This window comes from Microbulbifer maximicatervae (SeqCode) (assembly GCF_052467815.1).
In genome coordinates, this window is sequence record NZ_CP174326.1 from 2,512,498 (window position 1) to 2,527,048 (window position 14,551).

At 46.3% G+C, this 14,551-nt stretch carries 11 protein-coding genes; 5 read left to right on the top strand and 6 right to left on the bottom strand.

Translation table 11 applies throughout. The features are described from left to right. Positions 1 to 298: 298 nt before the first annotated feature. Positions 299 to 718, top strand: a complete 420-nt coding sequence (arfB, locus tag ACJJIW_RS10915) for an alternative ribosome rescue aminoacyl-tRNA hydrolase ArfB (protein WP_444891889.1) — start codon at positions 299 to 301, stop codon at positions 716 to 718. 264 nt (positions 719 to 982) lie between these two features. Here the strand turns inward: arfB and ACJJIW_RS10920 are convergent, their stop codons facing one another. Beyond that, on the bottom strand, positions 983 to 1,540 hold the full coding sequence (locus ACJJIW_RS10920) for a DUF2799 domain-containing protein (protein WP_282931481.1): 558 nt from the start codon (positions 1,538 to 1,540) through the stop codon (positions 983 to 985). A 245-nt stretch (positions 1,541 to 1,785) separates the two neighbouring features. Here ACJJIW_RS10920 and ACJJIW_RS10925 point away from each other — a divergent pair, with 245 nt between their 5' ends. The 3 genes from ACJJIW_RS10925 to ACJJIW_RS10935 all read left to right on the top strand — a co-directional run bounded on the left by ACJJIW_RS10925 (position 1,786) and on the right by ACJJIW_RS10935 (position 8,211). Further along, positions 1,786 to 3,207, top strand: coding sequence for an amidase (locus ACJJIW_RS10925; protein ID WP_444937321.1), 1,422 nt, complete (start codon positions 1,786 to 1,788; stop codon positions 3,205 to 3,207). Between the two features lie 474 nt (positions 3,208 to 3,681). Further along, positions 3,682 to 5,241 carry a M20/M25/M40 family metallo-hydrolase gene (locus ACJJIW_RS10930; RefSeq protein WP_282931483.1) on the top strand — a complete coding sequence of 520 codons (1,560 nt, stop codon included), beginning with the start codon at positions 3,682 to 3,684 and terminating at the stop codon, positions 5,239 to 5,241. 345 nt (positions 5,242 to 5,586) lie between these two features. Then, the gene (locus ACJJIW_RS10935) at positions 5,587 to 8,211 is read left to right on the top strand and encodes a TonB-dependent receptor plug domain-containing protein (protein WP_444937322.1); all 2,625 of its coding nucleotides are present in this window, start codon (positions 5,587 to 5,589) and stop codon (positions 8,209 to 8,211) included. 132 nt (positions 8,212 to 8,343) lie between these two features. On the opposite strand, the gene ACJJIW_RS10940 is transcribed toward ACJJIW_RS10935, so the two are convergent. The 4 genes from ACJJIW_RS10940 to can all read right to left on the bottom strand — a co-directional run bounded on the left by ACJJIW_RS10940 (position 8,344) and on the right by can (position 12,211). Beyond that, on the bottom strand, positions 8,344 to 9,075 hold the full coding sequence (locus tag ACJJIW_RS10940; RefSeq protein WP_282931485.1) for a glycerophosphodiester phosphodiesterase: 732 nt from the start codon (positions 9,073 to 9,075) through the stop codon (positions 8,344 to 8,346). Between the two features lie 159 nt (positions 9,076 to 9,234). Next, positions 9,235 to 9,747: a flavin reductase family protein gene (locus ACJJIW_RS10945; RefSeq protein ID WP_282931486.1), complete on the bottom strand. Its 513-nt coding sequence runs from the start codon at positions 9,745 to 9,747 to the stop codon at positions 9,235 to 9,237. A gap of 118 nt (positions 9,748 to 9,865) precedes the next feature. Then, the gene (locus tag ACJJIW_RS10950; RefSeq protein WP_444937323.1) at positions 9,866 to 11,458 is read right to left on the bottom strand and encodes an FAD-dependent oxidoreductase; all 1,593 of its coding nucleotides are present in this window, start codon (positions 11,456 to 11,458) and stop codon (positions 9,866 to 9,868) included. A gap of 96 nt (positions 11,459 to 11,554) precedes the next feature. Beyond that, complete coding sequence (can, locus tag ACJJIW_RS10955; RefSeq protein WP_282931487.1) at positions 11,555 to 12,211, bottom strand: carbonate dehydratase; 657 nt, start codon at positions 12,209 to 12,211, stop codon at positions 11,555 to 11,557. Positions 12,212 to 12,639: 428 nt separating this feature from the next. Here can and ACJJIW_RS10960 point away from each other — a divergent pair, with 428 nt between their 5' ends. Then, positions 12,640 to 13,149, top strand: coding sequence for a GNAT family N-acetyltransferase (locus tag ACJJIW_RS10960; protein ID WP_444937324.1), 510 nt, complete (start codon positions 12,640 to 12,642; stop codon positions 13,147 to 13,149). A 78-nt stretch (positions 13,150 to 13,227) separates the two neighbouring features. Here the strand turns inward: ACJJIW_RS10960 and ACJJIW_RS10965 are convergent, their stop codons facing one another. After that, on the bottom strand, positions 13,228 to 14,424 hold the full coding sequence (locus tag ACJJIW_RS10965) for an MFS transporter (protein WP_444937325.1): 1,197 nt from the start codon (positions 14,422 to 14,424) through the stop codon (positions 13,228 to 13,230). Between the last annotated feature and the right edge of the window lie 127 nt (positions 14,425 to 14,551).

Consider the following 14,551-nt stretch of genomic DNA (forward strand, 5'->3'; position numbering starts at 1 on the left):
TTTGACTGAAACTTTGAAACAAGTCACAAGTAATTTCGCATGTTTTAGCCGGCCTTTACGGACGTTTTAATAGCTTTTATTCGGCTGGCGCAATATTACTTAATACAGGTTTCCTGGTAAATGAGGTTTACCCCTTGATACTCTCACTTTATAGAAAGTATTTTTTTGTAAATTGATTTCTGTCAATGGCGAATTGTATCTGTGTAGCGGGGCTGGTTAATAGCTGCACTATTTGGGCAAAATTGTCATTGGTTTTTGCATTTTTAGTAAAATGAAGTAGCTCGGATTTTGGATATTTATGGTTTTTAAAAAAAGTGGGGTATCAATTTCTCAAGATGAGATTGAGCTGAGTGCGATACGTGCTCAAGGCGCCGGTGGCCAGAATGTAAATAAAGTTTCCAGTGCAATTCATCTGCGCTTTGACATTAAGGCTTCTTCCCTTCCGCAGTTGATTAAGGAAGGCCTTTTAAAGCTAAAAGACCGTAGGATTTCCTCTGATGGAGTGGTGGTCATCAAGGCGCAGAGGTTTCGCACTCAGGAAAAAAACCGTGCTGATGCCTTGGAGCGGTTGCAGGAGTTGGTGGATAAAGCCGCATTTAAGCCTAAGTTTCGCGTGGCGACCAAGCCTAGTCGTGGCGCCAAAGAGCGTCGTCTACAAGCAAAAAACCACCGCTCCCAGGTAAAATCAATGAGAGGCAGGGTAAAAGACCAGCATTGATCAGAGGTTTTCTTTGAGGGGGAGAGCTATTTTTTGATTATTTGGTTCTTTGGTACAATTTTTTGACCGACCATCAAAGGCCAACAAATTTTGTTTCATCCTGCCATTTGTGAAAATAATTTATTTTCTGTATTTTGTGCCAGCCGGTATCATTAGGTTCTTGAAGCAATTGTGGCTGGTTGGTGGTAGCTGGCAGGGGTAAATGGAAGTGGGATGAATCTCTGCAGATTTAAATGTCCACAGAGATTTATGGTTGAGGAACTTTTAGTAAGGAGAGTGGGCTAGAACTTTCTGATATGTCGCTTCCCGTTGCATTAGCTCGAATTGCAAGTCTGTGATTTCCATCCCCAGCTCTGAATGCTTAACCTTTAAGCGAGTAATATCGGCAAGAAGTGTCACCCGTTCAGAGTTGTCGATCGTCTCATCCATCAATAGCGAACCAATTTCTGTCATGTCATCAAGAATGTGCTCTCTTTGCAATTCCAGGTCATGAATTGTAGACACAAGTTCCTCGACGGCTGCTTTGGCAAGAAAAATATCCTGGCCGGAGTTGTACCCCTTCAGGAATAACCCCTCGAGATCTGCAGGGCAAACACCGTTGTAGTTGTTGCCAGAGCGCCCCTGGTCGAACCCGCGCAGTTCGGTACAAAAAAGCTCAAGCCCTTCACCCCGCCCATTGCGGTATGCCTCTGTTTTGACTGATATTCCATACTTTGCACAAGACTCGCGGCGCGCTCCTAAGTAAGAAAGGTCCCGGCCAGCTGCACCATCTTCATATCCGATTGCCTGCCAGTCCGCGACATAGCATTCGTCTTTACTCATTGTGGCACATCCTGAAATCAACGACGCAAAAAGAAAGCAGAGGGCAGTTGTAGAAGTCAATTTCACAGCGGTTTTCCATGTCGGTGATTTCGCTATAGCTTAATTCCCAAATCCTGTCTGGAAGCTGAAGATGTAGGATAGTGTGAAATCATTTCACTAAGTCTTTTCACTGGGGTGCTCTAGTAATTATCTATTGGCGACTAGTCTGATGGTGTCAGCTAGTCAGTAATTGAGAGTCCTTGTCGATGAGCGATTTTGTTGGGATGACAGCCCTTGAAATGTTGCGGGGATATAGAGCGAAATCATTTTCGCCAGTTGAGGTTGCCCAAGAATTGCTCAGCCAAATTGAACGTCTAAATAGACATGTCAATGCTTTTTGCTTAATTGACTGCGAGACGAGTCTCGCCTACGCGCGTGAATCTGAGCGACGTTATATGTCCGGTGCCGCAAAAGGGATGCTCGACGGGGTGCCAGTAGCAATAAAGGATGTTTTCTATACACCCATGTGGCCGACAGTTTTTGGTTCCCAAACTATTGATCCAGAAACGACGCTAGGGTGTACGGCCCCTAGTATTGCAGCATTACAGCGCCACGGTTATACGCCAATAGGGAAAACCACGACACCGGAATTTGGGTGGAAAGCGGTTACAGATAATGCCATTGATGGTATCACGAGAAACCCTTGGGACAGGGATAAGACTTCAGGTGGCTCAAGTGGCGGGGCTGCTGTATCCGTATCATTGGGGCTGAGTCCCTTGGCGTTGGGAGCCGATGGTGGTGGATCTATCCGGATTCCAGCGAGCTTCTGTGGGGTTGTTGGATTTAAACCTAGTTTTGGGCAGATTCCCCATTGGCCTTTGGGAGCTTTCTCCTCTCTGGCGCAGGTGGGACCCTTGGCTTCGACTGTGCAGGATTGTGCGCTGTTGATGAATGTCATCAGTGAACCGGATCATCGGGATATCCGTGCAATACCTCGACGTGAAATAGATTTCCTTGCTGTCACTGGGGAGGGGGAGTTTGATGGTATAAAAGAGTTACGTATTGCCTATAGTCCCAGTCTTGGCTATGTCGAACCCGACCCTATAGTTGAGCGTAGAGTTTCTGACAGTGTAATGCTGTTCCAAGAAATGGGTGCCGACGTTGTAGAAGTTGCCCCCAGTATTGATGACTCAAGTGCAGTTTTTGGGTGCCTGTTTAGTGCGGGTATCGGGAGTACCCTGAGGGGGATGGATAGTGCAAGACGTCAGTTGGTGGAACCTCAGTTACTGGAGGTTGCAGAGCAAGCAGACAGAATATCCTTAACCGGTTACCTCGATGTATTGAAGCGGCGAGATAACTTTGTTGAGCGATTGCAGGACTTTTTTCTGAGATATGATCTGTTGGTAACCCCGACTTTGCCTATCACAGCATTTGCTGCGGGTCTTAATATGCCGGATAAGGCCCCCGGTTCTCTTTGGTATTCCTGGACACCATATACGTATCCCTTCAATTTATCCGGTCATCCCGCAATATCGCTGAATTGTGGTTTCTCATCAAGTGGCCTGCCTATTGGCTTGCAAATCGTCGGTAGGAAATATGTCGATGAGATGGTTTTATGTGCGGCCGCTGCATTGCAAAGTCGGCAAGGGTTAAAATTGGTGCTTCCCGATTGGGTGCATTTTGTGTAAGTCACTGCCTTGAAAATAATCTCGTAGATCCAATTAAAATAAAGGGCTAAAAAACTCTTTAGTTCAGAAATTACTCCTAGTTCCATTTGCTATTAATAATCTTTTTATATTCTAGGTTTTTTGTATATATGTGATCGACTTATAGTTTGTTGCGGCTCCTACGTTGAATGGTGCCAAATTGTTTTAGTATTTATTTGAATGTGCTAGCTTTTCCTTGCCGGGTTGATCAACCCGGTTTTGTTTGTTCTCTCTGCGCTTTTCAAAATTTGAATAATAAAAATATTTTTGGATTGTCTGTGGTTGTGTGTTGGTGAGGCGTGTCGTTCCATATCTCGATATTTTTTATATTATTTGAATATTATTGATATTCAAGACTGTTGTTTTGTGCAGGCTTCTTGCATGTGTATTTATTGCCTGCCTGTGTTTTTGAGATATTTGGAATTCGCAGAGGGCTAACTCAATGTGGAGAAGATAATGAAAAAAATTATTAGTAGATCTTTGGTTGGGGTTCTTGCACTCCCCGGCGCTGTTGTGGCAGAAGAGCTGTGGATAACTATAGGTAGTGATGGCTATCAATCGTTAAAGAAAAACAGCAGCCTTGTTGCCAAGCAACCACTCACGATCCAAGGTGAGGAGCGTAATGGAGTTGCTATCTTAAAGGTTGATGAAAGCAACCTTTCCGATATATCAACACTGATGCATATTAATCATAATCGCTGCGGTGGCTTTATGGTGCATGACTCACTGGAGGAGGCAGAAGCTGCACAGGTTTCATCCCTGACGACAACCATAAATAATTTGGTCACTTACTCTATTGATAATGCAGATGTGGTTAATGCCCTACAGGCAGAAATCTCAGAATCCAATATACGATCAACTATTGAAAGTTTGTCGAACTTTACTAATCGCTATTACACCACTTCAACCGGTGTAGATGGTGCTGAGTGGATAAGGGATGAATGGCAGGCACTAACGAATTCACGTAGTGATGCCTCTGTCGAACTTTATAACCACAGTTGGGCACAGCCTTCAGTAATTTTGACTATCGAAGGGCAAACAGATCCGGATGAGATTGTTGTACTTGGGGCGCACCTGGATTCAACGGTCGGCTTTGGCACTGGTGAAGGTACAAGGGCGCCGGGGGCCGACGATGATGCTTCGGGTATCGCAACGCTGACAGATGTTATTAATGCAATTGTTAGTACAGGCTATAAACCGGATAAAACACTAGCATTTATGGGGTACGCTGCTGAGGAAGTGGGGCTAAGGGGGTCGGATGATATTGCCAGCGATTACAAGTCACAGAATAAGAATGTGATTGGTGCATTGCAGTTGGATATGACTAATTATTATGGTTCGAATAGTGATATCTACATTATTGGCGATTACACCGATAGCAGTCAGAATAGCTTCCTCGAAGACTTGGCTGAGACTTACCTGAGTGATCTTACTGTTGCAACAACGTATTGTGGTTATGCTTGTTCCGATCATGCATCCTGGTACAACCAAGGTTACCCTGTTTCATTCCCTTTTGAGGCGACTTTTAATGGCTCAAATCCTTATATCCACACTTCAAGTGACACCTTAGCCAATAGTGGTGGAGATGCCAGTCACGCAGTGAAGTTTGGAAAGCTTGCTGCGGCCTATGTCGCAGAGTTGGCCAAAGGTTATATAGGGGATGATCCTGGCCCGGATCCCGACCCGGATCCCGATCCAGACCCCGGTGAGGAACAAACAGAAACCTTTAGTGGTGATGTGGGCCGTGGTTCGGAGGATCACTATGGACCTCTCAGTGTAACGCCTGGTACAGACTTTATTGTAGACATGACAGGCACCAACGATGCCGACCTATATGTCCGTTTTGGTGCGGCACCTACTTGGCGCTATTACGATTGTCGTCCCTATGAGGGGGATAGTTCGGAAAACTGCTCTTTAACCGTGCCTAGTGGTGAGAGTGAAGCCTATTTTATGGTGCGGGGTTATAGTCGTCTGGGATCGGATTATGAGGTTGATGTTACATATACGCCTCAATAAACAGCGTTGATCTTGCATATTAAATTTTATGATTAAGTCTCTTGTAGTTAGCCGCATTTAAAACTTACTAAAAGTCACGTTTGACAGTTTTTGGTTTTTGTTAAACGTGTACTCCCTCCGTTGAAAAGAAATATCGCGTCATTAATTTTTTGATTTGTTGGATGTTGGGATTTAATCGCGTAAAAGATCTAACCGAGGTGTGCACTTACATCTGGCATGGATGCAAATTAACGAAATTTCAGTATGTGACTAGCTCCTGCACAGATTTTAGTTCTGGTGTGCATTGCTTCGAGTATCTGGTGGTTTTCTGCTTGACGTTAATAAAGATAAGAGAGGGTGGTGAATATGAAGTGTTACTTGTTAAGGCCTTTGTCGCTGGCGGTAGCAATTGCCATTTTTAACTCTGGTGCGTATGCCATTGATGAGGAGCGGGAAGATTCCTCCAATGCTGCGAATCAGACAATGGAAGAGGTAATAACCACTGGTACACGCAAAGAAGGTGTATCTCCTACCGAAACGCTCTCTCCTGTAGATGTTGTAGGTGGAGAGGAAATCGCCGATCAAGCGAGCTTTGATCTTACAGAGTCCCTGGCAAAAATTGCTCCTTCATTTAATACACAACGATTTCCCATTGCCGATGGAACTGCTTTTATCCGCCCGGTAACTTTGCGCAACTTATCGCCAGATCAAACGCTGGTGTTGGTTAATGGAACCCGCCGACACCGTTCTGCACTAGTCAACTTACAGCTCGCCCCTTTGGGAACAGTCAATCAGGGAGCTCAGGCTGTGGATTTTTCGGCATTACCTTCTATGGCAATTGAGCGAGTTGAGATTTTGCGCGATGGAGCTTCAGCGCAATATGGCTCTGATGCAATTGCTGGTGTCGTTAATATTATCCTGAAGGATGATTCTGAAGGGTTTAGTTTATCCGCACAGACAGGGGAGTATTTTGAGGGTGATGGGACTCGGATGAGCATTGCGGCAAATACAGGATTTGCCCTGGGGAATGCTGGATTTATTAACGGAACCATCGAATTTTCTCGTGCTGATAAAACCTGGCGCAGTGAAGCAAGGCCGGATGCGCAGTTTGTAGGGTCAGTTGTGGGGGATAATCTAGTGCCTCTGGAAGGATTGGGGCAGCGGTGGGGAGATCCTGATGTCGAGTCCCTAAAGCTTTTTGTTAATAGTGGTTTAGAAATCTCGGATTCGGTAGAACTTTACGGAAACCTGGGTTATTCACAGAATGAGACAATTTCAGATTTCTTCTATCGCGGCCCGGTTCTCGATCCGGAATATCAATTTACCGCTAGGGGTACTCTGCAAGTAGATAGCCCAAATGATCCTTTGGACCCGGGCAGTATTGACTACACTCCCGATCCGGCGCCTCAATCCTTAGTGGACTCTATTTTAGCGCAGGGCCTTAACCCGTCTGATTATCTGGTAGAGGATTCATCCAGCGACAGCGGCTACGTATTGCGCAATCCGATTTATACCCAGTTCCCCGGTGGCTATAACCCTGAATTTGGTGCAGATATTTATGATATTGCCGCTGTTGTAGGAGCGCGTGGGGAATTTGCTAGTGGTCTCTCGTGGGATGTGCGTGGCCGCTTGGCAGAAAATGAAGTTGATTATGTTCTGAAGAATTCCATTAACCCAAGTTTGGGTATTCTGTCTCCTACTTCCTTTAAGCCGGGAACGCTCACGCAGGAAGAGTCCAGTCTTAATGCAGACTTTGTCTATCCCATTGATGTTGTGGCTTTTGCCTCCCCACTAAATCTTGCGTTTGGGGCTGAGTGGCGCGAAGAGACCTATTCAATAGGCAGGGGAGACACTGCATCCACAGAGGTGGGACCAACAGCCGCATATTTTGGTGTGGGTTCAGATGGTTTTCAGGGTTTCCCTATAGAGGCGTTAGGCAGTTTCAGTAGTGAGAGCATTGCTGCTTATATCGATCTTGAAGCCGATGTGACTGATAAATTGACCTTGGGTGCTGCCCTACGATTGGAGGAATATGATGAATTTGGTTCAACGTCAGATTGGAAGTTATCGGCTCGATATGATGTGAATGAACAACTGGCACTGCGGGCAACAGTGAATACTGGTTTTAGAGCACCGACTCCTGGTCAGGTCAACACCTTGAACGTTACTACTACGACTGATTCCAGTGGCAATTTGATACCCAACGGTACCTACCCCGTAGCTCATCCAGTAGCGTCTGCGCTCGGAGCGGTTGAACTGGAGCCGGAAGAGTCCACCAGTTTTACATTGGGTGCAGTTTTTTCTCCAATGGACAATACCAGTGTGACAATTGACTATTACAGCATCGATATCGAAGATCGCTTGGCCTTGCGCAATAATGCCATTGGGGATGACGAAGTGCTTTTGTTGCAAAATGCCGGCATAGAGAATGCGGCACTTCTTAATGGCAGCAATGCAAATTACTTCGTTAATGCTTATGACTCGGAAGTGTCCGGTGTAGATCTGGCAATTACTAGTGATTTTGAGATTCTTGAGAGTTTATTGGTGGTGGACTTACGCCATAATCACAATCGCCAGGAAGTTACAAGTGTTGCGGCAAACACAATCAATGCCTCGCGAGTATTTGACCTAGAAAATCAAGTACCCAGCGATCGGACGACTTTAACCTTTGATATCGATACCGGTAGTTTATTTGAAGGGTACCTGCGTTTAAATCGATATAGTAGCTGGGAATCAACCGGTGGTCTGTTTGGCGCAGGAGACGCCAGTGATACTTATAGATATGGCAGCGAAATTCTCGTAGATATCGAAGCGACTTTTAACATTTATGAAAATTACAAATTGTCGCTGGGTGGTGAAAATATATTTGATGTAATGCCGGATGATGAGCAGGAACCAACGCTGCGATACCTTGGGGTGCGTCATGCCCTTACATCGCCATTTGGATTTAATGGTGGTTATTGGTATGTACGTGCGAGCGCAGAGTTTTAGGTAGCCTGCGTTAAAAGTCGATCCTTTCCCTAGTTTAACCACAGCAGTAGCTCGGTAGTTAGTCCGGGTTACTGTCTGTTCTTCAGGTTTTCAGAGGTTATCTTTGTTGGTCCCTGGACTTGCAGCAACTCCCTATGTGCCAGTTTTTGTGAATTCAGCACGGGCATTAAAATCTAATACGATTTGGGGTTCATCGGTGAAAACCCCATCCACCCCTTGAGCTGCTAAAAGTACCAAGTCGTTAGGGTCGTTGACAGTAAATACGTAGTTCTTAAGCCCGCGTTGTTTTGCATCAGCTATTAAATCTGCATTTATAAAATCCACGTTGGTATGTAATGAGTAGGCTTTTAAGGGGGAAGAGCAGGCCGCAAGATCGAGTGGAACACCGGAAATCAGCACTCCCCTTCTGACTTCTGGAGCTAATTGCAAGCACTGGAACAGCTGTCGGTGGTCGAAAGACGAGACGATATACTGCTCGTAGCTTGCGCCAGTATCCTGAGTAAAGGTGTGGATTTCATCTGCGAAAAGACCTGCACAGTTGGGTCCTTTAAGTTCGATATTGAGCAGGGCACTATTGCCTACAAGCTCCAGAACTTCCCGCAATGTGGGGATTTTATTTCCGCAAGGGAGAGGTCTCTCCTTTAGGGCATCGGGGTGCATTTCGGTGATTAGCTCTGAGCCCGCTATAAGGCGCCCTAGACGTCGGTCGTGCTTTACTAGAAGCTGTCCACCAATATTCCATACATCAATTTCAATACCCCCTACGTTGAGTTCCAACGCATGCCCGATTGCCTGGAGACTATTTTCACTGGCCCGCTGTTGATAACCCCGATGGGCGAAACAGAAGAGCGTAGCTGAAGTCATGGTTTATCAGTCCATTTTCACGGTTTGTTGCAGACTGCCCTTAAATTATTACGAGGTCACTAAAGCAACACCAAGGTTTCTACCAAATACTGGTTAATTGGCATTAAAAATTTATTTTTATAGCTTTTGGGAAGATTCACCAGTTTGGAAGCTTTGTTGTTATTCTCCAGCCAGGGCACGATAACACCCCTGATGGAAAACCAAAGGTTCACCGCCAAAAGCAGCAAATTCGAGAACCTCACCTAAAAGTATCGTGTGGTCACCACCATCAATGCACTGTATCCGGCGACAATGGAAGTAGGCTGCACACTCTTCAAGACGGGGTATTCCATTGGGGCCTTCATACCAACTGACTTGTCCAAACTTGTCTGCTCCCCGACCGGCAAAGAGGTTGGAGACATGCTGTTGGTCTGCCCGCAGGATATGCACCGCAAAGTGCTCTCGAGTGGTAAATGCCTTATAGCCCATGGATTGCTTGTCTATGCTCCATAGAACCAGGGCGGGGTTCAGAGAGACGGAATTAAAGCTATTAGCTGTCATTCCAGCTGGTTGGCCGTTGGTATCCTGAGTGGTAATGACAGTCACACCGGTAGCAAAGTGGCCGAGGGTGTCCCGTAACAGCCGGCTTTGCTCGGGTGACGGGGAAATCGTACGGCTTTTCTCTGTCGTCATACTAAGGCTACTTGTACCAAAACTGTAAAGGGCGGCCATTTTAAGGCAAAAGAGAGCGATTTGCGCGCTTTACCTCGAATTGTTATTGAAATAAAAACGATTACCAGTCATTTTATGACTAATCGTTCATTATTGGTTGGCATACCTGGCTGAGCCTTTCCTTGTGGATAATCGCACTGCCTGTAAGAGCAAAGCCTAGTAAGTCGCCCTTTTGATTACGAAATTCGGCACAAACTCCAGAGTCTTCCCGGCTGACCTTCCAGCTTCCTTTGGTATTGGGACGAGGAGGGCAAACGATAGTTGGGTGTAGGGTTGTTTTTACGGCTACGGGAATTACACCAAAACAAATTTGGCTCGGATTGCCAGATAAGGTTCGTGCCAGGTTTTTTGCACAAGTGATTAGGGGAGCGACAAAGAGCAGCTGGTAGCCGTCAATTTCCGCACAATCCCCCAAGGCGTAGATATTTGGATCGCTTGTTTGTAAGTACCGATCTACAGCAATACCTTTTTGTGTGTTTAGGCCGGCCATGGTGGCTAATCCTGTATTGGCTTCGAGACCTAATGCAGCCAACACAATATCGGCTTCTATTTGCCCTCCCTCTTTCAAACATGCACGGATACCGGTGTTTGACTTTTCGATATGGGTTAGTGGTGCGCCCCCATAAAAGCGTACGCCATAGCTCTCCAAAGAACTCTGAAGATCGCGGGCGGCAATTTCGGGAAGTAGTGTTGCCAGTGGCCATTTCTCCTTGTCAACCAGGCTCACTTCGAAGCCCGCCTGAATCAGGTCGTTGGCAAATTCACAACCGATCAAGCCGGCACCCAAGAGCAGTATGCGCTTGTGACCTATCAAGGCGGTACGAAAACGGTGGTAATCCTTGAGATTATTAATGCGAAAGATATGTGCCAGGGCATTGCCCTCGAAGTGGGGAAGCTTGTGACATTTGGCTCCGATTGCAAGTACCAGCTTCCCGTAGGAAAGCTTGGATATATGCTCTGCGCCATCCTGTTGAATCGTCAGGACTCTTTTGGTGCGATCTATATGTATGACCCGAGTGTGAACCAGAATCTGTGCTCTGAGTTCCCTGGCCATATCTTCGGCACTGGCAGAGCTGAGCTGTTGCGCCGTCTTACCGTGGGAAAAAGAGGCTGACAGCAGAGGTTTGGAGTAAAAGGCTCCGTCATCAGAAGTAATCAACAGGAGGGGGGACAGGGGAGCAAGCTTGCGAAATTCCCGCGCCAAATTGTATCCAGCTAGCCCTGTTCCAATAATTACCAGGGGTATTGAGGTTGTATTATTGGCATCCTCGATTGCCAAAGGGGGAGTTTCGATAGGACCTTGCCTTACAAGGACCATATCGAACTCTTGCTTACTCACACCACACTGTGGACAGCTCCAGTCTTCGGGAATATCCTCCCAGCGAGTACCGGGATCTATGCCATCATGAGGACGTCCTTCGGCTTCATTATATGTCCAGCCACATACCATGCATTCCCAGATGCGAAAGCCAGTTTGACTATCTTGAGCAGTATCGCCACTGATCTGCAGCATGGAGAAATCTTGCTTGGCGGCACCACACTCAGGGCAGTACCAATCTTCAGGTATATCTTCCCAGCGAGTGCCGGGAGCTATTCCGTCCTCAGGCCAACCTTTTGATTCATCGTATATCCAGCCGCAGTTCTGGCACTGCCACTTTTTGTATGCCGACATGTTTATCCACCAAGCAGGGATGGACCCGGTAGCTAAAATGGCCGGGTCTTTTCCATTTATAGTGGTAAAAACACAGGATGTAGTGAGTAGGTTGTATTATTCAGCGCCGCGCTGGGCGATTTTACTGAGAGCACTTTGGTAAATATCAGCAATTTCCCCGGGATGCTTGATTGAAATACCTAAATCATGCACCAGACCATCTTTGAGACCATATACCCACCCATTAACGGTGAGTTCCTGGCCCGCTCGCCAAGCATCGCGAACAATAGTGGTCTGGCAAACGTGTATTACCTGCTCCAGAACATTGAGTTCACACAGTAAGTCTGTGCGCTGTTGTTGCTGGAAAAGATCGATCAAGGTGTGGTGTTTATCCCTGACATCTTGAATATGTCTCAGCCAGTTATCTATCAGGCCCAGTTGCTCATTATTTAAAGCTGCCTGGACGCCGCCACATCCGTAATGACCACAGACAATAATATGTTTTACTTTTAGGATCTCTACGGCATATTGCAGTACTGATAGGCAGTTCAGGTCTGTATGAACAACGACATTGGCTACATTTCTGTGCACAAAAAGCTCGCCGGGTAGCAGGCCGACAATTTCATTGGCGGGAACGCGGCTATCAGCGCAGCCAATCCAGAGGTATTCGGGGCTTTGCTGCTCGGACAGTTTAAGGAAAAAGTCAGGTTCGTCTTCGCGAGTGGCCTCTGACCAATGCTGGTTATTCTCTATTAAATGATTGAGCGGGTGCAATGAATCTATCCTGATGTGACCGTTTGGACAATTAGCCCGCAGCATAGCGACTTTGTTCGTGCGCGCCAAGTGCATCTGGTCTAATCTAAAAAAGTGACTATTGGCTCGAACCTGGTCTATAAAGGAATCTAAGATCATGGGAAGAAAAAAAAGCGCCATTCCAGGAAAGCGGCAGAGGGTTTCCAGGCGCTCCAACTCAGTGGGGCGGCATCGCCTAAGGGTGCGCCAATTGCTGGCTAGGAGGACACGTTTACGCAGTTATTTACAGTATTTCCTAGCGGAGGATAATGGAAAGTTCGAATCGATATCAGGGCAAAGGGATACTGAAGTTACCTAGGGAATTCGTTATTCTACCTTTCTAGAGTGGGGCTCAAGAAATCATATTTAATGAAGTTTTGAATGAATAGGGAAGTAAAAACGAGAAATATATGGTGTTAGCAGGTTTTGATGTCGATATTCATTTAAAGGTTGATCTGGCAAATTACGATGAACCAGAGGATGCGAAGAGCGTAGTCGCTTTGATGGAGGAGTACGCGCTCCATCCATTCGGTGGGGGAGAACCTCTTTCAGAACTCTGCCGGTCTAGCTTGGTGACAGCATTAAAAGAATTTCCCGGGGCCTTTAGTATTCTTGCTTACCGAGGTGAAGCTGCAGTAGGACTTGTTAATTGCTTTACTGGTTTTTCCACTTTTTTATGTAAGCCACTGATCAATATTCACGATGTAGTTGTTAGTGAATCAGCTCGAGGGTTGGGGGTGTGTACTGCCATGATGGACTTCTTGGCAAAAGAAGCAAAAAGGAGAGGTTGTTGCAAACTTACTCTGGAAGTTCTGCAAAGAAATTATACTGCACGGGCTGCTTATCTTAAGACGGGTTTCAAACCTTATACGTTAGATGAAGAGATGGGGCAAGCTGAGTTTTGGCAGCGCTATCTTTAAAGAGCAGTGTTCGCAATCTAGCTTTTGAGACAGCAATTACCCAATTAAATAGGTAATTGCTGTGATTCACTTCAGAGATTATATAGCACTTACGTTAGGCGATTTTTTCCAAGAAATAACAAAGTTAGTCAATGTGAGTATGGCTATTAAACTGACACTGAATAACATTCCTATTAAAGGTTGCGAAGAGCTTTGTTCATAGAGCCAGCCACCAAGAGCAAAGCCTATTGTGTAGCCCCCAGTGTGCATTAGTGACAAAAGGCCGAACAAGCGGCCACTACGTTGTTGCCCTCGGCTCACGAGAGCGCTGTAACCTGGAACCAAAAAGGCAACACCAACAACAAATAGCATCAGACCTGGAGCTGCAAGGGCACTACCGAGTGTTAGAGACAGGGTCATAGTGCCCAGGCATACGCATAAAACCCCAATCATTAAACTGATCTGTGGGCGTTCTATTTTTCTTACTAATCCCACCTGTACAAGAAAGCCGCAAATTGCGACGGAGGCGAGAAGAACAGCAGTTGTCGATGATGCCCCCAATGCACTTAAGCCGTATAAATCTTGTAGCACTGGCCCCATGACAACTTGTAACTGCCCAATACTTACCGTGCCTAACAACGCTATTGTGAATAAACTAATGGTTGCAGTGGGAAGGTTAGTTTTCTCAGTTTCTTTTGCAGTTATAGTTTTTTCTGGGGATTGGGGCAAAAAGAGTGTCAGGATTAATGCGGAAAAAGGCAGGAGAAGTAGCCACAGTAATGGCCATAAGCTACCTGCGATGAGTGCAGGCAGGGCAAGTAAAGGTCCCAGTCCTCGCCCTAAATTTGCGGCAGCGCTGATCCCCGAGAGAATAGATAACTGCTGGTCTTTCTCTCCCAATTCAAGAGCCCAAGCCTGGCAGCAGGGGAAAATCGCAGCGGCATTCAATCCGTAAAGGACTCTACTGGCAACCAGGGCTATAAGTGCTGAGTCAGTTTCCGGGTGTCCTTGGGCCAAGGCAACTAATAGGGCTACGAATAATACCTGGGAAAGCAGTGCCCCACTGAGCCCGAATAACAGTATCGGTTTCCTTCCAATTTTGTCGCCCAGCTCTCCCCAAATGGGGCCTGCAATCATTAGGCAAAAAGTACTGACCGCAACCAGTGCGCCAAGGGTTGCCAGATCCAGTCCACAGTACTCGATGATCAAGGGGATCTGGGTCAGCAAGATGACCTGGGCCGCACCTTGGCTGGCAACAATCCAGTTTATTTTTTGGAAGTGAGTGGGGCTGCTCATTCGGGCTCCAGAGATTAAAACTTGGGAAAAAGTCCTATTTTCCTTAAAGAAAAGTTCTCAGCCGAATAATTTCCCTACTAAAAGGCTTGAAATGTACTAATTTTCAGGACATGATAATATAAATACA

Excerpts from the sequence above, each read along its gene's own strand:
- ACJJIW_RS10925 (WP_444937321.1), top strand. The coding sequence starts at position 1,786 with ATGAGCGATTTTGTTGGGATGACAGCCCTTGAAATGTTGCGGGGATAT.
- arfB (WP_444891889.1), top strand. The coding sequence starts at position 299 with ATGGTTTTTAAAAAAAGTGGGGTATCAATTTCTCAAGATGAGATTGAG.
- ACJJIW_RS10935 (WP_444937322.1), top strand. The coding sequence starts at position 5,587 with ATGAAGTGTTACTTGTTAAGGCCTTTGTCGCTGGCGGTAGCAATTGCC.
- ACJJIW_RS10945 (WP_282931486.1), bottom strand. The coding sequence starts at position 9,747 with ATGACGACAGAGAAAAGCCGTACGATTTCCCCGTCACCCGAGCAAAGC.
- ACJJIW_RS10965 (WP_444937325.1), bottom strand. The coding sequence starts at position 14,424 with ATGAGCAGCCCCACTCACTTCCAAAAAATAAACTGGATTGTTGCCAGC.
- ACJJIW_RS10960 (WP_444937324.1), top strand. The coding sequence starts at position 12,640 with ATGGTGTTAGCAGGTTTTGATGTCGATATTCATTTAAAGGTTGATCTG.
- ACJJIW_RS10930 (WP_282931483.1), top strand. The coding sequence starts at position 3,682 with ATGAAAAAAATTATTAGTAGATCTTTGGTTGGGGTTCTTGCACTCCCC.
- ACJJIW_RS10920 (WP_282931481.1), bottom strand. The coding sequence starts at position 1,540 with ATGAGTAAAGACGAATGCTATGTCGCGGACTGGCAGGCAATCGGATAT.
- ACJJIW_RS10940 (WP_282931485.1), bottom strand. The coding sequence starts at position 9,075 with ATGACTTCAGCTACGCTCTTCTGTTTCGCCCATCGGGGTTATCAACAG.
- ACJJIW_RS10950 (WP_444937323.1), bottom strand. The coding sequence starts at position 11,458 with ATGTCGGCATACAAAAAGTGGCAGTGCCAGAACTGCGGCTGGATATAC.